At 60.4% G+C, this 22,283-nt stretch carries 17 protein-coding genes and 3 pseudogenes; 8 read left to right on the top strand and 12 right to left on the bottom strand.

The window, feature by feature from the left end:
• The first annotated feature begins 98 nt into the window (after positions 1–98).
• The 4 genes and pseudogenes from AACY44_RS21900 (at position 99) to AACY44_RS27810 (ending at position 2,451) form a co-directional block, all read left to right on the top strand.
• A complete protein-coding gene (locus tag AACY44_RS21900; protein WP_339419894.1) occupies positions 99–1,469 on the top strand; it encodes a TcdA/TcdB catalytic glycosyltransferase domain-containing protein in 1,371 nt (456 codons plus the stop codon).
• Between the two features lie 355 nt (positions 1,470–1,824).
• Positions 1,825–2,025 (top strand): annotated as a pseudogene (locus AACY44_RS21895) (amino acid ABC transporter permease); the annotation flags it as partial.
• 1 nt (position 2,026) lies between these two features.
• Positions 2,027–2,236: pseudogene (locus tag AACY44_RS27815) on the top strand (amino acid ABC transporter permease); the annotation flags it as partial.
• Positions 2,237–2,262: 26 nt separating this feature from the next.
• Positions 2,263–2,451: a hypothetical protein gene (locus tag AACY44_RS27810; RefSeq protein ID WP_445261131.1), complete on the top strand. Its 189-nt coding sequence runs from the start codon at positions 2,263–2,265 to the stop codon at positions 2,449–2,451.
• A 37-nt stretch (positions 2,452–2,488) separates the two neighbouring features.
• On the opposite strand, the gene AACY44_RS21885 is transcribed toward AACY44_RS27810, so the two are convergent.
• Positions 2,489–3,649 (bottom strand): AAA family ATPase, encoded by a 1,161-nt coding sequence (locus tag AACY44_RS21885; protein WP_339419896.1) that lies wholly within the window; start codon positions 3,647–3,649, stop codon positions 2,489–2,491.
• A 121-nt stretch (positions 3,650–3,770) separates the two neighbouring features.
• Between AACY44_RS21885 and AACY44_RS21880 the strand changes: the two genes are divergently transcribed.
• From AACY44_RS21880 to AACY44_RS21865, 4 genes and pseudogenes are all read left to right on the top strand, one after another.
• On the top strand, positions 3,771–4,853 hold the full coding sequence (locus AACY44_RS21880) for an efflux RND transporter periplasmic adaptor subunit (protein WP_339419898.1): 1,083 nt from the start codon (positions 3,771–3,773) through the stop codon (positions 4,851–4,853).
• Positions 4,850–5,920 carry an efflux RND transporter periplasmic adaptor subunit gene (locus AACY44_RS21875; protein ID WP_339419899.1) on the top strand — a complete coding sequence of 357 codons (1,071 nt, stop codon included), beginning with the start codon at positions 4,850–4,852 and terminating at the stop codon, positions 5,918–5,920. The genes AACY44_RS21880 and AACY44_RS21875 overlap by 4 nt, the downstream gene beginning before the upstream one ends.
• Positions 5,917–8,970: an efflux RND transporter permease subunit gene (locus tag AACY44_RS21870; RefSeq protein WP_339419901.1), complete on the top strand. Its 3,054-nt coding sequence runs from the start codon at positions 5,917–5,919 to the stop codon at positions 8,968–8,970. The genes AACY44_RS21875 and AACY44_RS21870 overlap by 4 nt, the downstream gene beginning before the upstream one ends.
• 115 nt (positions 8,971–9,085) lie before the next feature.
• Positions 9,086–11,257 (top strand): annotated as a pseudogene (locus AACY44_RS21865) (glycoside hydrolase).
• 104 nt (positions 11,258–11,361) lie between these two features.
• Here AACY44_RS21865 and AACY44_RS21860 read toward each other — a convergent pair.
• The 11 genes from AACY44_RS21860 to tcyJ all read right to left on the bottom strand — a co-directional run bounded on the left by AACY44_RS21860 (position 11,362) and on the right by tcyJ (position 22,039).
• Entirely contained in the window at positions 11,362–11,988 is a 627-nt protein-coding gene (locus AACY44_RS21860; RefSeq protein ID WP_339419903.1) for a class I SAM-dependent methyltransferase, read from the bottom strand.
• A 39-nt stretch (positions 11,989–12,027) separates the two neighbouring features.
• A complete protein-coding gene (locus AACY44_RS21855; protein ID WP_339419905.1) occupies positions 12,028–12,672 on the bottom strand; it encodes a methionine ABC transporter permease in 645 nt (214 codons plus the stop codon).
• Positions 12,662–13,777 carry a methionine ABC transporter ATP-binding protein gene (locus AACY44_RS21850; RefSeq protein ID WP_339531018.1) on the bottom strand — a complete coding sequence of 372 codons (1,116 nt, stop codon included), beginning with the start codon at positions 13,775–13,777 and terminating at the stop codon, positions 12,662–12,664. The genes AACY44_RS21855 and AACY44_RS21850 overlap by 11 nt, the downstream gene beginning before the upstream one ends.
• Positions 13,774–14,589, bottom strand: coding sequence for a MetQ/NlpA family ABC transporter substrate-binding protein (locus AACY44_RS21845; protein WP_339456707.1), 816 nt, complete (start codon positions 14,587–14,589; stop codon positions 13,774–13,776). Before AACY44_RS21845 ends, AACY44_RS21850 begins: the two co-directional genes overlap by 4 nt.
• A gap of 143 nt (positions 14,590–14,732) precedes the next feature.
• Positions 14,733–16,085, bottom strand: coding sequence for an LLM class flavin-dependent oxidoreductase (locus tag AACY44_RS21840; RefSeq protein ID WP_339438771.1), 1,353 nt, complete (start codon positions 16,083–16,085; stop codon positions 14,733–14,735).
• The gene (locus AACY44_RS21835; protein WP_339531015.1) at positions 16,085–17,278 is read right to left on the bottom strand and encodes an SfnB family sulfur acquisition oxidoreductase; all 1,194 of its coding nucleotides are present in this window, start codon (positions 17,276–17,278) and stop codon (positions 16,085–16,087) included. The genes AACY44_RS21840 and AACY44_RS21835 overlap by 1 nt, the downstream gene beginning before the upstream one ends.
• A 39-nt stretch (positions 17,279–17,317) precedes the next feature.
• On the bottom strand, positions 17,318–18,559 hold the full coding sequence (locus AACY44_RS21830; RefSeq protein WP_339435719.1) for an SfnB family sulfur acquisition oxidoreductase: 1,242 nt from the start codon (positions 18,557–18,559) through the stop codon (positions 17,318–17,320).
• 187 nt (positions 18,560–18,746) lie between these two features.
• Complete coding sequence (locus tag AACY44_RS21825) at positions 18,747–19,511, bottom strand: hypothetical protein (protein ID WP_339438769.1); 765 nt, start codon at positions 19,509–19,511, stop codon at positions 18,747–18,749.
• A gap of 312 nt (positions 19,512–19,823) precedes the next feature.
• On the bottom strand, positions 19,824–20,570 hold the full coding sequence (gene tcyN / locus AACY44_RS21820) for an L-cystine ABC transporter ATP-binding protein TcyN (protein WP_339419914.1): 747 nt from the start codon (positions 20,568–20,570) through the stop codon (positions 19,824–19,826).
• A gap of 3 nt (positions 20,571–20,573) precedes the next feature.
• The gene (gene tcyL / locus AACY44_RS21815) at positions 20,574–21,239 is read right to left on the bottom strand and encodes a cystine ABC transporter permease (protein ID WP_339419916.1); all 666 of its coding nucleotides are present in this window, start codon (positions 21,237–21,239) and stop codon (positions 20,574–20,576) included.
• Positions 21,239–22,039 (bottom strand): cystine ABC transporter substrate-binding protein, encoded by an 801-nt coding sequence (gene tcyJ, locus AACY44_RS21810; RefSeq protein ID WP_339419918.1) that lies wholly within the window; start codon positions 22,037–22,039, stop codon positions 21,239–21,241. Before tcyJ ends, tcyL begins: the two co-directional genes overlap by 1 nt.
• Between the last annotated feature and the right edge of the window lie 244 nt (positions 22,040–22,283).

The following is a 22,283-nucleotide window of genomic DNA, read 5'->3' as shown; positions in this document are numbered from 1 at the left end:
TGCCCGATTGAATGTGTGAGAGCAACCTTGCACAGGTTGTAGGAGTCATCGCATGGAGGCGCCAGTGAGTTATATAATTTTTTGGAGCCGTTATTATTATGTTGAAAGCCATTTCCCCCAATCATGTGCCGACCTTTATGGCAGCTCCTGCCATTGGAGTTCACCCGCCAGAAAGTGCTGCCAGCTTCGAAACCCAATACCCCAAAGACCAGTGCAAGCCGGTGCCCAATAATATCCACATGGTCTGGGTCGGCTCCAAGCCCGGCTCAAACCAGGACGCCTACTTACGCCAGTGGGCCAAGATGAACCCCAACCATAAAATTATGTTGTGGGTGGACGCTACTCAATTCGATGCTTATACAACGAATAAAACTGCACAGGCTAAAGCTGAAAGTATCTATCCAAACTATCAGTCGGAAAGGCCTGTTCGTGGCGTGTTCAGTCAACTTAAAGCGGTGATGAGCAGCCCAGGGAACGAGCAGCGTAATAAGGTTGAGCAAAAACAGGTGATCTCAGAACTTAATAAAGAACTGTCGTCCTCAGGTAACAAAGCATTGAGGGCTTCTCTGCTGCCTGAGGGTGGGAAAGTGACGCCGGAGAATGCTTCGCAAGTGCTAAGTGCATTTGCGCGTCATGCTTCACGTACCGATGATAAGTTTAATCAAGCAGAAGCCACCATTCTCGACCAGACCACCAAGTCGTGGGACCGCTATGTCAGCAACCCGCCCCGTGATACGACTGCGCTAGCTGCTTTGCAAGAGCGATTCGCAGACCTGAAAAACGTACAGATACGTGATTTGAGCAATCCGGCCGATATACGTTTGAAAAACCAGGACGTTTATCAACATGAAATCATCGGGCGCAATGGCGGTTATGCCGCAGCCTCTGACGTCGCCCGTTATGAAATCGTCAATCGACATGGCGGCACCTACACAGACATCGATCTGGAAAGCGTACGCCCGCTTGATGGCGCATTGAATGCCCATCCGGACCTGATGCTGGTCGGCATGGCGGCAGGCAAGAGTGAAGCGAGTGGCAACGCCACACCTTATTTTGCCAACGCGTTGTTCGCCAGCCATCCCCAGAGCGCGATGCTGACGACCATGATTGATGACATCGGGGATAAATACCGCTCGATGAAAGGTAATGAGTACGCCGGCGACCGTTATTTCAGCCGCCCGAACAAAAGCACGATCGAAACCACCGGGCCCAACGCATTACGCGGGCATGTCGACAGGGTGATACAAGAGGCCAAGGGGCGACCGGACCTGATACGCAACGACGCCGCATCCTCAGCTGAACGTATATGGGACATGGCAAAACCACAGAATAAGGAATATTGGAACCTGGTGGATTCGCACTTCAAGTTCCCGGACAACTACGTCAATTTTGAAACGGAAGAGCAGCAAAAAAGTGCCACCAAAGCCATGGCAGGGGGGGCTGATTGGCGGCCGTCGACGCAAGGTTAAAAGTCTGAAAAACAGCCTCACCATGGTGAGGCTGTTTTTTGTCACAGTGCCTGGCTATTGATCGCCCTGCGCAACGCCATCAACCATTTCACCAACTCCTGCGGGTCAATCGGTTTCCCTTCGTTCATTGTTCAGTCCCTCGAGTCTCAGACCCCCCAACCATAGCCGTCACCCGGCAAACCCGCGAATCCGTCAGTTATCTTCTTGATCGATATCAATGTGCCGTCCGGGTATTTAAATTTTTGCTTTTATACCTTTAAAGTTCGCGCTACCCGGCGTTACCCACGAAGGATCGTATGGCGCTCGCTGCAGTCATGGACTGAAAATGACCTTCGGTTCCGCTTTTATCCTCAGCACCCTGCCGGCGCTGTTCGCCAATTTCATCTTCCTGCTCAAGGAAACCCCGGTGGTCTCCGCCGTGGCGGTGCCGGAGATTCTCTACACCCCCAAGAGCTACATCGTCCTGTACTACAAGACTTACGAGATGCTCGCCGTGCTGTCGCTGCTGCTCAGCCGTCTGGAAAGGAGGCTCCAGCATGGCCAGTTAGGGGCTTGAGTTGTTGTGCGGGGCGTTGCCGCAACTGAGCAAGGGCGCTGCGCAAACCCTGTCGATTTCATTCTTGAGCATCGCCTTCAGCACCGTCGGAGGCGTGCTGCATGGCGTGCTGCGGGTTTACCTGGGGCTGTTCCGTGCGATCCCGGTGCTGGTGTGGTTGTACCTGCTGTTTTTCGGCCTGCCGATTTTCTTTGGCCTGAGCGTGCAAAGCGACAAGGTCGATCTGATCCTGCCAACATGACGGTGACCCCGGAGCGCAAGGAGGCGGTGGACTTCACCAACCCCAACCTGAAAGTCGCGGTACAGGCCCTGGTGCCGAACAACAGCGCCGTGAAAAGCCTGGATGACCTGGCCACCCGCACCACCATCGTGACCACCGGCAGCCAGCTCCCACATTTGAAGGTATTCACAAATCAAAATGTGTGAGCGGGCTTGCCCGCGATGAGGCCAGTACAGACACCCCCTATTCCGGCCAATGCCAAGCCGGCGCATCCAGGATCCCCTGCCCAACTATCCGCGTCTCCCCCAACACCTTCTCCAGCACAATCGAATTACACCCCTCATCCTGCTGCAACGCCGCAATCAAGCGGCTGGCATGGGACACCACCCACACCTGGCAATGCTGCGAAGCCTGGATAATCAAGCGCGCCAACGCCGGTAACAAATCCGGGTGCAGGCTGGTCTCCGGCTCGTTCAGCACCATCATGGTCGGTGGCCTAGGTGTCAGCAGCGCCGCGATCAGCAGCAAGTATCGCAAGGTGCCGTCGGATAACTCTGCCGCCGACAGTGGCCGCAGCAACCCTTCCTGATAAAACTCAATCGCAAAACGCCCGCCCTGCAGCGGCTCGATATTCAAGCGCGCACCGGGGAACGCATCGCTTACCGCCCGCTGCAAAGCCTCGGGGTCACCGATCTCGCGAATCGTCTGCAACGCCGCCGCCAGATCGCGCCCATCGTGGTGCAAAACCGGTGTGCGCGTACCCAGTTGCGGTTGGCGTACCGGTGCATCCACATCGCTGCGAAAGTGATCATAAAAGCGCCAGCCACGGATGTTTTCCCTTAGCAACAACACCTCCGGCGAGCCGCGCAGGCTGCCGACCTGGTCAAACAAACTGTGGTAGTTGGGTGTGTGCTGGGCGAGGACATCCCAGTTTCGACCGTCGCGTGCGCGCACCATGGGCCCGGACCGTTGCACCAGCAGGCTGGCCGGGCGGTAGAGGTGGCCGGCCCAGATGCATTCCTTCTTTACTTCCGGGTCCAGGGAGAAGTACGACAGAGTCTTTTCCGGCAGCCCCAGGGAAATCGCGTAGCTGAAGTCGTCCCCGGCAAAGCCCAGGCGCAAGCGTTTGACGCCCTGGCGCACGGTGGACTCAATCGGCACCTCACCGTTGCGCATGCGCCGGCTGATGGTTTCCGGCCCGGCCCAGAATGTGGAGTCCAAACCGCCTTCACGGGCCAGCGCATTGATCACCCCGCCTTGGGCGGTTTCCGCCAGCAGGCGCAGGGCGCGGTACAAGTTGGACTTGCCGCTGCCATTGGGCCCGGTGACCAGGTTCAGGCGGTCCAGGGGCACCACCAATGTGTTGATCGAGCGGTAATTGGCCACCGCGAGGGTCTTGAGCATGGGCATTCAGTCGGCTTGGGAACCCTCGGAGTATGAGAGCCTCCATGCAGATAAGGAACCCTGATCTAAGCTCACAGTCGCATACACACTGGCAAGTCGGCATCACGCAAAAGGAGCCTGCATGGGCGCTCGCGTTTCCACCTGTATTTTTGGTCTCTGCCTACTGACGCTGTTGAGCGGCTGTGGCGAGGATAAGGCTGAACCCAAGCCGCATTCACGGGTGTTTGTGCAGACCGTACAGTCGGCGGGCTTCGCCGCGGCTGTCACGCTGACCGGCGACATTCAGGCCCGTGTGCAAACCGACCTGTCGTTCCGCGTCGGCGGCAAGATCATCCAGCGCATGGTGGATGTGGGTGACCGCGTAACCGCCAAGCAAGTGCTGGCCAAGCTCGACCCGAAGGATTTGCAGACCAACGTCGATTCCGCCCAGGCCCAAGTCGTGGCCGAGCAGGCGCGGGTCAAGCAAACCGCCGCCGCCTTTGTCCGCCAGGAAAAACTCTTGCCCAAGGGTTACACCAGCCGCAGCGAATACGATTCCGCCCAGGCCGCGCTGCGCAGCAGCCAAAGCGCACTGGCGGCCGCCCAAGCCCAGTTGGCCAATGCCCGCGAACAACTCAGTTATACCGCGCTGATCGCCGAAGCGCCGGGTGTGATTACGGCGCGTCAGGCCGAGGTCGGCCAGGTGGTACAGGCCACTGTGCCGATTTTCAGCCTGGCCCGCGATGGCGAGCGTGATGCCGTATTCAATGTGTACGAGTCGCTGCTGGTAGAGCCGCCGCCAGATGCGCCGATCACCGTCAGCCTGTTGGATAACCCGAGCATCAAGGCCGTGGGCAAGGTCCGTGAAGTCACACCCGCCGTGGCGGCCAATACCGGCACCGTGCAGGTGAAAATCGCCTTGCAAGCCCTGCCCAAAGGCATGCAACTGGGCTCGGTGGTGAGCGCTACCACCAATGGCCCGGCCAAGGCCAGTATCGAACTACCCTGGTCCGCGCTGACCAAAGATCTCAGCGAACCCGCCGTTTGGTTGATCGACGGCGACGGCAAGGCGCAATTGCATAAAGTCACCGTGGCGCGTTACCTCACTGGCAAAGTCATCATTGGCGACGGCCTCAAAGGCGGCGAAAAAGTGGTGGTGGCCGGTGGGCAATTGCTGCACCCCGGCATGCTGGTCGAGATCGCCCAGCAAGGAGTGCAGCCATGAAGCGCCTGACGGGGATACTCGCCGCCAGCCTGTTGCTGGTTGCCTGTTCGAAAGAAGAGCCGCCGCCGGAGCCCCTGCGGCCGGTGCTGTCCATGGAAGTAAAATCGGAAGATCAGGAAAACCTCGGTCGTTTCGCCGGCACCATCCAGGCCCGTTACGAAACTAACCTGGGCTTCCGCGTGCCTGGCCGTATTGCCCGGCGCGCCGTGGATGTGGGGGCCGAAGTGGAGAAGGGCGCCTTGCTCGCCGTACTCGACCCCACTGACCAACAGAACCAATTGCGTTCTGCCCAGGGCGATCTGGCGCGCGTACAGGCGCAATTCATCAACGCCCAGGCCAACGCCCGCCGTCAGCAGGCGTTGTTCAACCGTGGCGTCGGTGCCCAGGCGCAACTGGATATCGCCCAGACCGACCTGAAAACCACCCAGGCTTCCCTCGACCAAGCGCAGGCCTCAGTCAATCAAGCCAAAGACCAACTTAACTACGCCGAACTGCGCACTGACCACGCCGGCATCGTCACCGCCTGGAATGCCGAGGCCGGCCAGGTGGTCAGCGCTGGCCAGCAAGTGGTGACCCTGGCCCGTCCGGATATCAAGGAAGCAGTGATCGACCTGCCCGCCGGCCTGGCCGAGCGCCTGCCGCAGGACGTGGTGTTCCTGGTCGCCGGGCAACTCGACCCGAGCGTCAACACCACGGCCATCGTGCGCCAGGTTGAGCCCCAGGCGCAAAGCGCCACACGCACCCGTCGCGCGCGGCTGACGCTGGCCGAAACACCACCGGCATTCCGCCTCGGCACGGCGATCAGCGTGACGCTGAGCACCGCCATCGAGCCGCGCATCGAAGTGCCCCTGAGCGCCCTGCAGGATGTCGACGGCAAGACCCGCATCTGGCTGCTCGACACCCAAAGCCAGACCGTGCAACCGCGCGACATCAACGTGATCAGCCGTGATGCCAACAGCGCCTTGCTCAATGGCGGCGTCAAACCCGGCGAGCGCATTGTCACCGCTGGCGTGAACAGCCTGAAGCCTGGGCAGAAGGTCAAAATCGACGAGGACAGCCCGCGATGAAAGGGAGTTTCAACTTATCCGACTGGGCCCTTAAGCATCAGTCTTTCGTCTGGTACTTGATGTTCGTCGCGCTGCTGATGGGTGTGTTCTCCTACATGAACCTGGGCCGCGAGGAAGACCCCTCGTTCACCATCAAGACCATGGTGATCCAGACCCGCTGGCCGGGCGCGACCCAGGAAGAAACCCTTAAGCAGGTCACTGACCGCATCGAGAAAAAACTCGAAGAACTGGACTCACTCGACTACGTGAAAAGCTACACGCGGCCGGGCGAGTCCACGGTGTTCGTGTTCCTCAAGGACACCACCAGCGCCAAGGACATCCCGGGCATCTGGTACCAGGTCCGCAAGAAGATCGACGATATTCGCGGCAACTTCCCTCAAGGTTTGCAGGGGCCGTCATTCAACGATGAGTTCGGTGATGTGTTCGGCTCGGTGTACGCCTTTACCGGCGATGGCCTTTCGATGCGCCAGTTGCGCGACTACGTGGAACAGGTGCGCGCTGAGATTCGTTCGGTGCCGGGGTTGGGCAAGGTCGAGATGATCGGCCAGCAGGACGAAGTGATTTACCTGAATTTTTCCACGCGCAAGCTGGCGGCCCTGGGGATTGATCAGCGCCAGGTCGTGCAGAGCCTGCAATCGCAAAATGCGGTGACGCCGGCCGGGGTGATCGAGGCCGGGCCAGAGCGGATTTCCGTGCGCACGTCGGGGCAATTTTCCTCGGAGAAAGACCTGGCCAACGTCAACCTGCGGCTCAATGACCGCTTCTACCGCCTGGCAGATATCGCAGAAATCACGCGTGGCTACGTCGACCCGGCGCGGCCGATGTTCCGTTTCAACGGGAGGGCGGCGATTGGCTTGGCCATCGCCATGCAGAAGGGCGGCAATATCCAGTCGTTCGGCAAGGCCTTGCATGAACGCATGGACGAATTGACCGCCGACCTGCCGGTGGGCGTCGGCGTGCACAAGGTCTCCGACCAGGCGGAAGTGGTGGAGGAAGCCGTCGGCGGCTTTACCAGCGCCCTGTTTGAAGCGGTGATCATCGTGCTGGTGGTGAGTTTTATCAGCCTGGGCATGCGCGCCGGGCTGGTGGTGGCGTGCTCGATTCCGTTAGTGCTGGCGCTGGTGTTCGTGTTCATGGAGTACAGCGGCATCACCATGCAGCGGGTCTCGCTGGGCGCGTTGATTATCGCCTTAGGCCTGTTGGTGGATGACGCGATGATCACCGTCGAGATGATGATCACGCGCCTGGAAAAAGGCGAAACCAAGGAGCAGGCGGCGACCTACGCCTACACCTCGACGGCGTTTCCGATGCTCACCGGTACTTTGGTGACGGTCGCCGGCTTCGTGCCAATTGGCCTTAACGCCAGCTCGGCGGGCGAGTACACCTTCACCCTGTTCGCGGTCATTGCCGTGGCGATGCTGGTGTCGTGGGTGGTGGCGGTGCTGTTTGCGCCGGTGATCGGCGTGCATATCCTCAGCGCCAACGTGAAGCCGCACAACGGCGAGCCGGGGCGGATTGGCCGCGCTTTCAATGGCGGCATGCTGTGGGCCATGCGTAACCGCTGGTGGGCGATCGGCATCACCGTGGCGCTGTTTGTAGCGTCGGTGTTCTCCATGCAGTTTGTGCAGAACCAGTTCTTCCCCTCGTCGGACCGCCCGGAAATCCTCGTCGACCTCAACCTGCCGCAGAACGCCTCGATCAACGAGACGCGTAAAACCGTCGACCGTCTGGAAGCGATCATCAAGGACGATCCGGACATTTCGCGCTGGAGCACCTACATCGGCCAAGGCGCGATCCGGTTCTACCTGCCGCTCGACCAGCAGTTGGAGAACCCCTACTACGCGCAATTGGTCATCGTGAGTAAGGGCCTGGAGGAGCGCGGCGAGTTGATCCAGCGTCTGCAAAAGCGCCTGCGCGATGACTTTGTCGGCATTGGCAGCTATGTGCAGCCGCTGGAAATGGGCCCGCCGGTGGGGCGCCCGATTCAGTATCGTGTGTCGGGCAAAGACACCGACCAAGTGCGCAAACACGCCATCGAACTGGCGACGTTGTTGGATAAGAACACCCATCTGGGCGAGATCATCTACGACTGGAACGAGCCGGGCAAAGTGCTGCGCATCGACATTGCCCAGGACAAGGCGCGGCAACTGGGGCTGTCGTCGGAAGACGTGGCGCAATTGATGAACAGCGTGGTCAGCGGCGCCTCGGTGACCCAGGTGCACGATGATATCTACCTGATCAACGTGGTTGGCCGCGCCGAAGACGCCGAGCGCGGCACGCCGGAAACCTTGCAGAACCTGCAGATCGTCACGCCCAACGGCACCTCGATTCCGCTGCTCGCCTTTGCCACCGTGCGCTATGAGTTGGAGCAGCCGCTGGTGTGGCGTCGCGACCGCAAGCCGACCATCACCATCAAGGCCTCGGTGCGCGATGAGATGCAGCCGACGGACCTGGTGAAGCAGCTCAAGCCGGAAATCGACACGTTCAGCGCCGGTTTGCCGGCGGGTTACAAGGTCGCCACCGGCGGCACCGTGGAGGAAAGCGGCAAGGCCCAGGGCCCGATTGCCAGCGTGGTGCCGCTGATGTTGTTCCTTATGGCGACCTTCCTGATGATCCAGCTGCACAGTGTGCAGAAGATGTTTCTGGTGGCGAGTGTTGCGCCGCTGGGGCTGATCGGCGTGGTGCTGGCGCTGATTCCCACAGGCACGCCCATGGGGTTTGTGGCAATCCTGGGTATTTTGGCGCTGATCGGCATCATCATCCGCAACTCGGTGATCCTGGTGACGCAAATCCATGAATACGAGGTGGCCGGCTATACGCCGTGGGATGCGGTAGTGGAAGCCACCGAGCACCGGCGTCGGCCGATCCTGCTCACGGCGGCGGCGGCGAGCCTGGGCATGATCCCGATTGCGCGGGAAGTATTCTGGGGGCCGATGGCGTACGCGATGATTGGTGGGATTATCATCGCCACGTTGCTGACGCTGTTGTTCCTGCCGGCGCTGTATGTGGCCTGGTACAAGATTCGCGAGCCGAAACAGGAGAACGGCTGACTTTCGTTGCCTTCCTGCATAGGTGTGGGAAGGTTCCTGGAAACACTTTCGAGACATTTGCCTGGCGGTAATTGCATTACTCTCCGGGCCTGGTTTCGATTGGACGGTCTGTGTCATGCGCTGTTTTCTGCTGGTTTGTACCCTCCTGCTTTCGCCCCTGACGCTTGCGGGCACCGTACTGGAAAATAGCCTGTGGCGGGTCGAAATCGACCCCGCCACGCTGGCGTTGCGCGTCACCCCGGTGGGTGAAACCTCGGTGCAGGGCTCCAGCGGCATTCCCGCGCACACCGTCAGCGATGTGCAGGGCAATGCTGAGCAAGCCAGCTGGCAATGGGACGGCGGTGCGTATCGCCTGGTTGCGCGCCTTGAACAGCGTGACCTGACCCTGACCGTCACCGCTCGCGAACCAGGTGAGCTGGCGCTGCTGAACCAACCCGCCGAAGCGATTGGCCAAGGCCTGATCTGGCCCTTGGCCGAAGGGCATTACGTGCCTGCCGGCAACGCCGTTTGGAAGGCCTTTCTACTCGAGCAGGGCGTCATCAACACCACCCAGGATCTGAGCCTGCCGTTGTGGGGTGTCGATCACGGCACGTTTACCCTCAACTGGTTGCTGACCAACCCCTATAACAACCGCCTGCGCTGGCAGGAAGGCATGGCCCTCTCATTGGCCCATGAATTCACTTCGCTCGAGCCGTCTAAGCCGATGACCCTGCTGTTGCACCTAGGCGCTGACGACCCATTGGCCGGGGCCAAGCGTTATCGCCAATGGCTGGTGGAGCAGGGCCGGTATGAGCCGTTGGCGGACAAACTGCGGCAGACGCCTGAGGCCGACAAGTTGCTGGGCGCCAGCCACGTCTACCTGTGGGGCAACGATCTGCTGGCCCCGGAGGATGTACGCCACTGGCCTTTGTTGCTCAAGCGCTTGCGCGGTCATGAACTCAAGGGCTTGTTGGACAAGGAAGCCACGAAGGTCCTGGCCCAGGGCACGGCGTTGAATCGTTACGAGCAGACAGTGCTGCTTCGGGGGCTGAACGCGGCGATCAACAAAAAGGCCTGACAGAGTTGGCAGATTGCAGAGCCCGATATGACACGGCTCGCGGCGCGCTACGGCGAGCTGCGCAGCGAGTTGGCGGTGGACTTTGCCGGGGCCTTGAGTGATACCCCTGCAACCTGGGGCAGCACAGCGATCCAGTCGCTGCGCGACTCAGGGCTCCCACGCTTGCTGCTGACCCTGGGCGAAGGCTGGGAAGGCGGCCTGTGGCACCCTGAGTCGATCCGCGCCGGTGTCGACGCCGGCTACCTGATGGCGCCCTATGACTCCTATGAAACGGCCCTGGCCGCCACGGAAAACCCCGATTGGACCACCGCCCACCTGGGCAGCAAGGCCTATCGCGACTGCGCAATTGTGTTGAAGGGCGGCAAGCTCAAGACCGGCTTCCAGCAATCCGGTCACTACACCGACCCGCGCTGCGTGCGGTCCTTATTGGAAGCACGAGTAAAGGCCGTTCAAACCAAGGCGGGCTTCAACGCATGGTTCCTCGATGCCTACGCTACCAGCATGGTCTTCGACAGCTACCGTGACGGCGCTCCAATGACCCAGGCGCAAAACGCGCAAGGCAACATCGACGCCTCCCGTTGGCTGAATACTGCACTCAAGTTGCCCGCCGGTTCTGAAGACGGCAATGCCATCACCGCCCAGGGCATCCTGTTCGCCCATGGCATGCAGACGCCTGTGATCGGTTGGGGCGACCAGGCCATGACCAAAGACAAGCAATCGCCCTACTACGTGGGCAACTGGTACCCGCCGGAACAACCGACAGTGTTTTTCAAATCGGTGCCGTTGAAAGAACCCTTTCGCACGGTGTATTTCGAGCCGGACATGCGCCTGCCGCTGTACCAGGCGGTGTTCCACGGCTCGGTGATCACCACCCATCATTGGCTGTTTGACAGCCTGAAGCTGAGCAATGTGCGGGCCGAGAATGAGTTGACCCAACTGCTCTACAACGTGCCGCCGCTGTATCACTTGAGCGCTTCGACGGTCAGCCAGCGATTGCCGTTGATCCAGCGCCAGGATCGTTTTTTCCGGCCGCTGCATCAGCGCCTGGCGACCCAGGCAATGACCGGGTTTCGGTGGCTGACAGCGGATCGTTTGGTGCAGGAGACCACGTTTGCCGATGGGACGCGGTTGGTGGCGAATTTTGCTGCTGAACCGAGAGAGGGATATCCGGGGCGTAGCGTGACGGCGCGAGTAGTGGGTGAGAAATCGGTGGTGTATCAGGTCGATTAGCTCACCCTGCCAAACCGCTATCGCGGGCAAGCCCGGCTCCCACAGGGGAATGCATTCCAACTGTGTGGCTTGCCTGCGATGAGGCCAGCGCAGGCAACACAGACCTAGTTCTTTCTCCACACACTCGCCAACCAAGGCTGCTGCTCCCTCGGTAAACCAGCAGGCCGGTAGTAATGCTCCAGCTCCACAAACCCCGCCCCCGCCAACAGCGCCTGCCACGCCGCCAGGTCGTGATAAGACCCATACCGCGGCCCATTCCAGCCTTCCAGGTTCTCACCGCGTGGATTGGAGCTGAACAAGACGCCACCTGGTTTCAACGTCCCATGCAGCTGCTCCAGCACACGCGGCAATTCCTGCTTGGGAATATGAAACAGCACGGCATTGGCAAAAATCCCGTCAAAGCGCTCGGCAGGTAGGTCCAGTTTCAGGAAGTCCTGCTGCAACACTTCACAACCACTGTCTTCGCGCGCCATCTGCGCAAACCGCTCCGAACCATCGAGCCCCACGGCGATATGCCCCATGCGCGTAAACGTCTGCAAATCGCGCCCCGGCCCACAGCCGAAATCCAGCACGGTAAACGGCGCGCAGCCCTGGATATGCCGCAGCAGCGCGTCGATGTTCTGGCTCACATCGTGATCGCGGGTGCCTTCGCGGAAGTCCTCGGCCACTGTGTTGTAGTGGCCGAGGGTGGTGGCGGTGATCTGGTCGAGGTCGTCGGGCTTGAGGGTCATGACGGGGAATACCGGGTACTGAGAGGGCCCGACTATACCTCACCGCTTGTTCAACACCCGCGCCAACCGATCCCCACCCAACTGGATCACTGCCACCAGAATCACCAGCAGCACGATCACCGTCAGCATGATCTGCGTATCAAAGCGCTGATAACCGTAGCGGTAGGCGATGTCACCCAAACCGCCGGCGCCAATCGCCCCGGCCATGGCGGACGAGTTGATCATGGTCACCAAGGTGATGGTGAACCCGCCGACAATCCCCGGCAACGCTTCCGGCAACAGCACGTGCCAGATGATGTGCCAGCGTCGGCAGCCCATGGCTTGCGCGGCTTCGACCAAGCCGTGGTCGACTTCGCGCAAGCTCACCTCGGCAATCCGTGCAAAAAACGGCGTGGCGGCGATGGTCAATGGCACGACCGCCGCCCAGACGCCATAGGTGGTGCCGACGATCAGCCGGGTGAATGGGATCAGCGCCACCATCAGGATTAGAAAGGGTATGGAGCGGAACAGATTGACGAACGCCCCCAGCATGCGGTTGAGCGCAGGCGCCTGGTAAATGCCGCCTTTGTCGCTGGTGACCAGGAACACCGCCAGTGGAATTCCCACCAGCAACGCGATCAGCGACGACACGCCGACCATCAACAAGGTGTCGATGGCACCCTGTACTAAACGTTCAAACCACATAGCCCAGCACCTCCACCTGTTGTGCCCAATTCCCGGCGCGTTTACGCAGCTCTTCGGCACTGTGGGCCGAGCCACTCACCGCCAGCAGCAGTTGCCCCAGGGCGTGGCCCTGGATACGTTCCACGCCGCCTTGTAGCAGGCGTACACGCGCGCCAAGCGCGCTGAACAACGCGGCTAGGTCCGGCGCGTCGCTATCGCTGCCGGTAAACTGCAAGCGCAGCACCACAGCGGCATCGGTGGATTGCGGTGTGGCCTGCAAACGGCTTTGCAACTCGTCCGGCAGCCCATGTTGCAGCGGTGCCAGCAGGGTTGTGCTGACGTCATGTTGCGGGTTGCCAAACACTTGCCACACCGGGCCTTGTTCGACGATGCGCCCGTGTTCCAGCACCACCACGCGGTCGCAGATTTCGCGGATCACTGCCATCTCGTGGGTAATCAACACAATGGTCAGGCCCAGGCGCCGATTGATCTCGCGCAGCAGGCCGAGGATCGACTGGGTGGTCTCCGGGTCGAGGGCCGAGGTGGCTTCGTCGCAGAGCAAAATCTCTGGGTCGTGTACCAGCGAACGAGCGATGCCCACGCGCTGTTTTTGCCCGCCGGAAAGCTGCGCCGGGTAGGCTTTGTGCTTGTCCTGCAAGCCGACCAATTCCAACAGCTCGCACACCTTCTGCTCACGCTGGGGCTTGGGCACTCCGGCGACTTTCAGTGGCAATTCGACGTTTTGCCACACGGTCTTGGCCGACATCAAATTGAAGTGCTGGAAGATCATGCCAATACGCCGACGCAGCGCCACCAGGCGGTCTTCGTCAAATTCGCCAATGTCCACCTGATCGATCAGCACCCGTCCGCTGCTCGGTTGCTCCAGGCGGTTGATAGTGCGGATCAGCGACGACTTGCCGGCGCCGCTGCGGCCGATAATGCCGAACACTTCACCACGCTGTATCGCCAGGTCGATGCCTTGCAAGGCGTGCACAGTGCCGTCATAGGTCTTGCCCAGGTTGATAAAACGCACATGAGCGCGGTTCAGGTCCGGATGCAGTTCTGTCTGTTCGGCGTCCCTGGGCGCTGAGCTGAGGTCGCGCAGTTGCGCATCGGCGGCGGTCATTTTTTATCTTCCCAGCCGACTTGGTAGAGCTTGCCGAGGGATTTATCCAACGCAGCGCGCACCACGGGCGAGTGCTGGTAGATATCGACGAACTTGATCACCCGTGGGTCGGCTTTGCTTTTCGGCTGGATCACGAACTGGATCACGTATTCCGGGTGGTCGAGGCCGTCGAACAGCAGCGCCGACTCAGCATCGAAGGTTTTGGACAGGCGGATATAGGCCGGGTAGCCCTGCACCAAGTCTGCGTCGTCATAAGCGCGCACCAGTTGTACGGCCTCGACTTGCAGGATCTTGATCTTTTTTGGGTTGGTCACAATGTCTTCTTCGGTGGCCTTGTAGCCCACGCCCGGCTTGAGGGTGATCAGGCCAGCCTTGGCCAGCAATTGCAGGCCGCGACCGCTGTTGATCGGGTCGTTGGCAATCGCCACGCTGGCGCCCTGGGGCAAGTCGTTGATGCTTTTGTATTTTTTCGAATACAGCCCGACGTTGTTGATAATGCCCGGCGCGTACGGCGCGAGGTCAAAGCCGGCGGCGGCCTTGGCGTTTTCCAGGAACGGGATGTGCTGGAAGTAGTTCACGTCGATATCACCGGCGGCCAGGCTGACGTTGGGCGCGATCCAGTCGGTGAACTCCACCAGCTTGACCTTCAGGCCTTGCTTGTCGGCTTCGGCGACCGCGGCTTCCAGGGGAATGGCGAAGGCGGCGGTGGTGCCGATTTTCAACGGCGCATCGGCAGCGAACACTGCAGAGCTGAACAAACCGAAGGCCAGGGCCAGTGCTTTGACTGGGTGGGAGAGCAGTATTTTTTTCATGGTCGATTTCCAGTCATCAGGTGTATTCATTAACAACTCGGTCAACTGTGGGAGCTGGCTTGCCTGCGATGGCGGTCTTTCAGCCACATTTGTATTCGCTGACCTACCGCTATCGCAGGCAAGCCAGCTCCCACAGTTTTGGTTCAGTGTCGGTAGGTGGAGCCGGTGTGCTGTTCGGGTAACCGGGCGCTGCCATGGAAGACTTTTTCACGCAGCGTTCCGGTGTCATAAGCAGTCTTGTACGAGCCACGGCGTTGCAACTGCGGCACCACCAGATCAATGAAATCCACATAGCTTTCCGGCGTAACAATGCGCGTCAGGTTGAAGCCATCCAGGCCGGTCTCGCTGATCCACGACTCCAGCTCATCAGCAACTTGCTCAGACGAGCCCACCAACGTGATATAGCGCCCGCCCAGGGCGTGTTGCTCGAGCAATTTGCGCCGGGTCCAGTCGTTGTTCTGCAGGTTCTTGGTGGCCGATTGGATCGCGTTGCTCTTCACGTACTGGATAGGCTCGTCCAGTTCGTACTGAGCGAAGTCGATCGCGGTGGACGCCGAGAAATGCGCCACGCCGGCCTCCGCGCTGGCGTAGCTCAGGTATTCGGCGTGCTTGGCCCAGGCCAGCGCTTCAGTGGCGCCAACGATCACGTTGAGGCCCATGAACACCTTGATGTCATCCGGGTTGCGCCCGGCTTCCACGGCGCTGGCGCGCACCTTGTCCACCTGGATTTTGGTCGCGGTCTTGTTCTGCCCGCTGATGAACACGCATTCGGCATGACGCCCGGCGAACAGCAGCCCCTGCTCCGAACTGCCCGCCTGAAACAGCACCGGCGTACGTTGCGGCGACGGTTCGCACAGGTGATAACCCTCCACCTGATAGAACTCACCGTGATGCTCGACCTTGTGCACCTTGCCCGGCTGCGCATAAACCCGCGCTTGTGGATCGTTGATCACTGCGTCGTCTTCCCAGCTGCCTTCCCAGAGTTTGTAGAGCACCTCCAGGTATTCATCGGCTTGGTCATAACGGCGGTCATGCTCGACCTGCTCGGTAAGCCCCATGGCCTTGGCGGCGCTGTCGAGGTAGCCGGTGACGATGTTCCAACCGACCCGGCCACGGCTCAGGTGGTCGAGCGTGGACATGCGCCGCGCAAACAGATACGGCGGCTCATAGGTGAGATTGGCGGTGAGGCCGAAGCCGAGGTTTTTTGTGACGGCGGCCATGGCCGAGACCAGCAGCAACGGGTCATTCACCGGCAGTTGGATCGACTCCTTGAGCGGCACGTCAATCGAGTGCTGGTACACGTCGTACACGCCGACGATATCGGCAATGAACAGGCCGTCGAACAGCCCACGCTCCAGGGTTTGCGCCAGGTCGGTCCAGTACTCGATGGTTTTGTATTGGGTGGACGTGTCCCGTGGATGGGTCCACAGGCCGTGGTTGATGTGCCCGATGCAGTTCATGTTGAAGGCATTGAGCAGGATTTTCTTCTTCGCCATCAAAGGGTCCCCCGCAGTGGCGGGTTTTCATTGTTGAGGTAGTAATTGCCCACCGCGTGGTACTTCCAGCGCACCGGGTCGTGCAGGGTGTGCACGCGGGCGTTGCGCCAGTGGCGGTCAAGGCCGTGCTCGGCCAGGGTGGCCTGGCTGCCGGCCAGTTCAAACAGGGTGCTGCCGGCGGCGAGTGCAATTTCGGTGCTCAAGGCACGCACTTCGGCGATGGCAATCGAGGCGGCAGCAACGGTCTCGGCGTTGCCGTCGGCCTGGGCGCGGTCGAGAAATTCCCCTGCGCGTTCCAACAGCGCCTCGGTGGCGTGCAGGCGGATGCTCAGGTGGCCGAAGCTTTTCAGGGTCAGCGGGTCTTCAGTGGCCTTGTCGCTGCCGGAGTCGATCCACGGGCGGGTCTTGGTGCGCACGAAGTGCAGCGCATCTTCAAAGGCTGCGCGGGCAATGCCGGTGTCGATGGCCGCATGGAGGATCTGCGCCAGCGGGCCGACGGTGGTCGGGCGTTCGAAGGCGCTTTGAAACGGGATCACGTCATGCGCGGCAACCCACACCTTGTCGAACACCACCGAACCGCTGCCGGTGGTGCGTTGGCCGAAGCCGCTCCAGTCGTCGGTGACCGTCAGGCCGTCGCTGTCGTGCGGGACAAAGGCGAGTTGCTGCACGCCCTGTTCATCCACCACTGACGTGGGGATGCGCTGGGCGTAGATCGCACCGGTGGAATAGAACTTGCGGCCGCTGATACGCAAGCCGTCGCCGTCGCGGGTGATGGCCGTGACGCGGTCATGGGCGGTCTTGGTGCCCAGTTCCGCCAGGGCGTTGCCGAAGCGCTGACCGGAAAGGACTTCGGCGTACAGACGCTTTTGCTGCGCAGGGCTGCCGTTTACGCGCAGCACTTCCAGTGCGTAGAAATGGTTCTGCGGGATCTGGCCCAGCGAGGCGTCAGCCTGGGCGATCAGCGCAATGACCTTGGCCAGGGTGACGTTGGACACGCCTGCGCCGCCGTATGCCTTCGGCACGCTGATGCCCCACAGGCCAGAGCGGGAAAACACGTCCAGCTCGGGCAGGGGCAGGCGACGCTCGCGGTCGCGCTGGGCGCTGTCGCGGCGCAAGTCTTCAGCCAGGTCGCTGGCGACAATCAGGGCGTGTTCGTCGCTGGTAATGACCGCGACGTTAGGGGGAAAAGTCATGGGTTTCTCCAGACGCTCGTAAAAAAGTGTTCTGGTCAGTCAGATCCAGGAATGTCGAGCCGGCAACGTGCCGTTCAGTCGATAAGCGCCCACCGCGTGGTACTTCCAGCGCACCGGGTCGTGCAGGGTGTGCACCCGCGCGTTGCGCCAGTGGCGGTCGAGATTGAACTCGGCAAGGGTGGCGCGGCTGCCGCCCAGTTCGAAGAGCTTTTCGCTGACCAGCAACGACACTTCGGTGGTCAGCACTTTCGCCTCGGCCACGGCAATCGACGCACGCGCGGCAGACTGTGCATTGATCGGCGCCGCGCTGACCTGGTCCAGCACCTGACCGGCCTTGCGCAGCAGGGCTTCGGCGGCGTGCAGTTCGATCTTGAGCTTGCCGATCTCGGCGATCACATACAGGTCATCACTGGCGCGTTCGACCTTGGCATCGATCCAGGGACGCGAGCGTTCACGAACGAAGGCGATGGTGTCCTCAAGCGCGCCGCGCGCAATGCCGGCGTCGATGGCGGCCTGAATCAGTTGGGAGACGGCGCCCTGGATATTCGGGGTTTCGCCGATGCGCCAGTTTTCCACGACCCGTTCGGCGTCCACCGGCACTTGGTCCAGCAGCACCGTGCCACTGGCGGTAGTGCGTTGGCCGAAGCCCGACCAGTCATCGACAATGCGCAGCCCTTCAGTGCCACGGCGCACGAACGCCATGACCTGCTTGCCGTCATCGTTCAGCGCTTTGACCGCAACCCAATGCGCAAACAGCGCGCCGGTGGAATAGAACTTCTGGCCGCTGATCACGTAACCGTCACCCTTGGCGGTGATGCGCGTCTTGAGCTCCAGGGTGTTCTTGGTCCCGCGTTCCGGGCCGCCATTGCCGATGCGCCAACCGTCGAGAACGCTTTGGAACAGCTGCTTTTTCTGGCGCTCGGTGGCCGCACCCTGTAACAGGTGCAGGATGCCGAAATGGTTCTGCGGGATCTGCCCGAGGGCCGGGTCTGCCGCGCTGATGATCGCGAACACGTCGGCCAGGGTGACAAAAGACACCTGCGGGCCGCCGTATTCACGGGGAATGGAAATACTGCCCAGCCCACTGCGGGTGAACTGCTCAATCTGCGCCCACGGCAGCTGGCGTTGCCTGTCGCGCTTGGCGGCTTGCGGGCGCGCAGCCTGAGCCAGCTCCTGTGCAGCGTTCAACGCCTCTGCATCGTTGCGCAGCACAGCGGCCGGCAACAGCAGGGGAGCTACGTCCAGATCACTCTGGGGAGTTGTTAGAGCCAAGTTAGACATCAGCGCCGCTCCTTGGCTGCACGTAATGCCCTGACGTTGCGCACCGGGGTAAACCTGACCATACCGACCTCGCATTCAATGAAATAAAAACAGAAAATTCAGAGATGTCCGGTGGTCCGGTGCATATACCCTAAGCGCATTAAATATTTAAATAAACTAACGTTTGGGAATATGTATAGAAGGTCTGTCACCCTGGTTCGCAGGGCGACCCGAGAGGGCGGGGACGATAGATCAGCGCAGTCCCGACCGGGTGGGTTGGCGCCTCGGCGGCAATGCGTAAAGTGCGGGCGGGTGCCCAGCGTGAGTTGTTGCCGACGCGATCCAGAATGCAATAGGTCACCTCCAGCCGGCAGTCGTCGCCGGCTTCGACAATCACCGTCGAAGGCACCCACACCTGCACCGCCTGGCCGATTTCCCTGGCCTGGATCTTCGGCAGGTCCAGGCGGACATCGCCCCAGCGCAGGGTGATGGCATCGCCGGTGGTCATGTTCAGGTACGGCTCGATGGTCAGGGGGATACCGCGCCGCACCTGGCTGGCGTTGACGCCGCAGCGGCGGATGGTCTCGGGCAGGCCCACGGGGGCGAGGTTGTGGTTTTCGTCGTGGTACAGGGGCGAGGGTTGGCCGCCAGGGTAGTGGGTCTTTACGCGCACCCGCGTTTCGGCGGAGCGCGCAGGGCCATGGCCGATCTGCATGACCTGGTAATGGACCTGAGCCGGTCCATCCAGCACGAAACTTTCCGGCACCCGCAGGTGGGTGAATGCGCCGACCTTGCACGCGGTCACCCGCCGTGACGCGGCAAAGCAGTTGTTCCAGAACAGCTCGATCAGGTCGCCTTCATCCATGCCGGGATACGGCGCAATGTCGACCTGCAGGTGTGTGGCGGCGAGGGCATTGATGCCATTGCCGATGGCCTGGGGCAGTGTCGGTGCAGTGAGCAGTGGGGGCGTCATAAATAATCTCCTTGATACAGCCAGCAGCAATCGTTCCGGACCTTTGGCGCGGGTGCGCGGGATGACCGAAATGAACGATTCAGAAAACAGCCGGGATAGGATCCAATCCTCTGAGCGCTAGATAAGAGGGTTGGCCAAGGGGCGTCAATGGCGGCAAAAGGCTAAACGGTGGGTTTTGTGATATTCAGAAGGGTCTGACTGGGAGGGGGATTTATAGTCCCGTGTGGCGGGGTGTTTTACGGCGTGGAATGGCGATTTCCTGTAGGAGCGCGCTTATGTGGGAGCTGGCAAGCCAGCACCCACATAAGTGGGTCAGTGAGCCAGGAATTTGCTCAAAAACTGCCGGGTGCGTTCTTCCTTGGGGTTGGCAAACAGTGCCTTGGATTCGCCTTGTTCCACGATCACGCCCTTGTCGAAGAAGATCACCCGGTTGGCCACGTCACGGGCAAAGCTCATCTCGTGGGTGACGATAACCATGGTGCGGTTTTCTTCGGCAAGGCTGCGAATGGTCGCCAGCACTTCGCCCACCAGCTCCGGGTCCAGCGCCGAGGTGGGTTCGTCAAACAGAATCACCTCCGGCTCCATGGCCAGTGCACGGGCAATCGCCACGCGCTGTTGCTGGCCACCGGACAAGCGCCGTGGGTAGACATCTTCCTTACCTGCCAGGCCCACCTTGGCCAGCAGTTTGCGTCCCAGGGCGTCAGCGGCTTCGCGCGGCATCTTCTTGACCACGGTGGGGCCTTCGATGACGTTTTCCAGCGCAGTGCGGTGCGGGAAGAGGTTGAAGCTCTGGAATACAAACCCCACGTGCTGGCGCAGGCGCCGCACCAGGCTTTGTTGCTGGTTGATCGGCCTGCTGGTGTCGATTTCGATGTCGCCTACCTTGATGCGGCCACTGGTGGGCTGCTCGAGGAAGTTCAGGCAGCGCAGGAAGGTGGTCTTGCCGGAACCGCTGGGGCCGATAATGGCGATGACTTCGCCTTCCTTGACCTCAAGGTCGATGCCGTTGAGCACCACCTGACTGTTGAATTGTTTGGTCAGTTTTTCAACCACGATCATGCTTCAGGACTCCAGGTCATGCCGGTTGACCCGGGCTTCCAGACGATTTTGGAAATACGCCAGGATGCTGACCAGCACCCAGTAGATCAGGGCGGCCGACAGGTACATCGCGAAAATCTCGAACGTGCGCGCGGACACCAACTGCGCCTGGCGCAGCAGCTCGGGCACTTGGATGGTCGCTGCCAGCGAGGTGTCCTTCACCAGCGATGTAAAGCTGTTACCCAGCGGTGGCAATGCCGTACGCATCGCCTGCGGCAGGATCGCCCGACGCAGGGTTTGCACACGGGTCATGCCGATACTGGCAGCGGCTTCCCACTGGCCACGCTCGATAGAGCTGATGGCGGCGCGCAAGGTTTCACAGATATACGCTGCCATGTTCAATGAGAGGCCGATCAGCGCGGCGGGAATCGGGTCGAGTTCGATACCCACTTGCGGCAAGCCGTAATACATCATGAACAGCTGCACCAGCAACGGCGTACCGCGAAAGAACGACACGTAGATGCGGGCGATCCAACTCAGCGTCTTGAAGCGCGACAAACGCATCAAGGCCAGGCCGAAGCCCAGCACAAAGCCGAAAAACAAACCGCCCAGGCTCAAGATCACGGTGAAGTACACGCCCTGCATCAAGAAGGGCGTGGAATTCAGGATCAATTGAAACTTTTCTTCCATTATTGGGTAACGTCAGCGTTGAAGTACTTCTCGGAGAGTTTTTTCAACGTGCCGTCTGCGCGCAGTTTTTCGATGGCCTTGTTGACCGCAGCCAGCAACTCAGGCTCGCCTTTACGTAGGGCTACGCCTGCTTCTTGACGAGAAAACGCGTCACCGGCAGCGGCGGTGTCCGGGGCTTTTTTGGCGTATTCCAGTGCCGCCAGGCGGTCGATCAGGATGGCGTCGATACGGCCGATGCGCAGGTCCTGGAACTTGGTTGGGTCATCTTCGTAGGTGCGGATATCAGCGTTCTTGACGTTGGCTTTCACCCACTCCTCGTAGTTGGTGCCCAGGCCCACCCCGACCTTTTTACCGGCCAGGTCGGCAGCAGATTTGATATTGAGTTTGTCTTCGTTCTTCTTCAGTACCAACGCCTGAATCCCGGAAACGGTGTAGGGCTCAGAAAAGTCGTACTTCTTTTTGCGCTCTTCGGAAATGGTGACTTGGTTGATCACCGCGTCCAGCCGCTTGGATTCCAGTGCGGCCAGGATACCGTCCCACTTGGTGGCCTGCAGTTTGACCTTCACGCCCAGCTCCTTGGCCAGCGCTTCGGAAAACTCGACTTCAAAACCCGCGAGCTTGCCGTCTTCCCCGACAAAGCTGAAGGGTGGGTAAGTGCCTTCCAGACCGACGTTGATGACGCCGGCTTTCTTGATGTTGTCCAACTGCTCGCCGGCAATTGCCTGGCCCATCAGGCCAGCCCCGAGTGCCAGGCCCAAAGTGCCGACCAGCAACGTGCGACGGAATACAGAAATAGTCATGAAGAGCCCCTGTGTTTTTATGTTGAGCGAAGCAGGTGACGCGGTAGTCGTATCCTGCCTTAAAGCGCGTAGCGCGTCTTCGCCTACGGCGCGACTATAAAGCGGGTTTTTAAGACTTGAAAATAATATTAATTAAATTTTATATGCGTTTTTCGAATACGCCGTAGATCCAATGTGGGAGCGGGCTTGTTCGCGAATGCGGCCTATCTTTCACCAATCCGGTGACTGACACACCGCTTTCGCG

Source organism: Pseudomonas sp. RA_15y_Pfl1_P11, from assembly GCF_963970975.1.
Lineage (GTDB): Bacteria > Pseudomonadota > Gammaproteobacteria > Pseudomonadales > Pseudomonadaceae > Aquipseudomonas > Aquipseudomonas tritici.
This window is presented reverse-complemented; position numbering and strand designations above follow the sequence as displayed.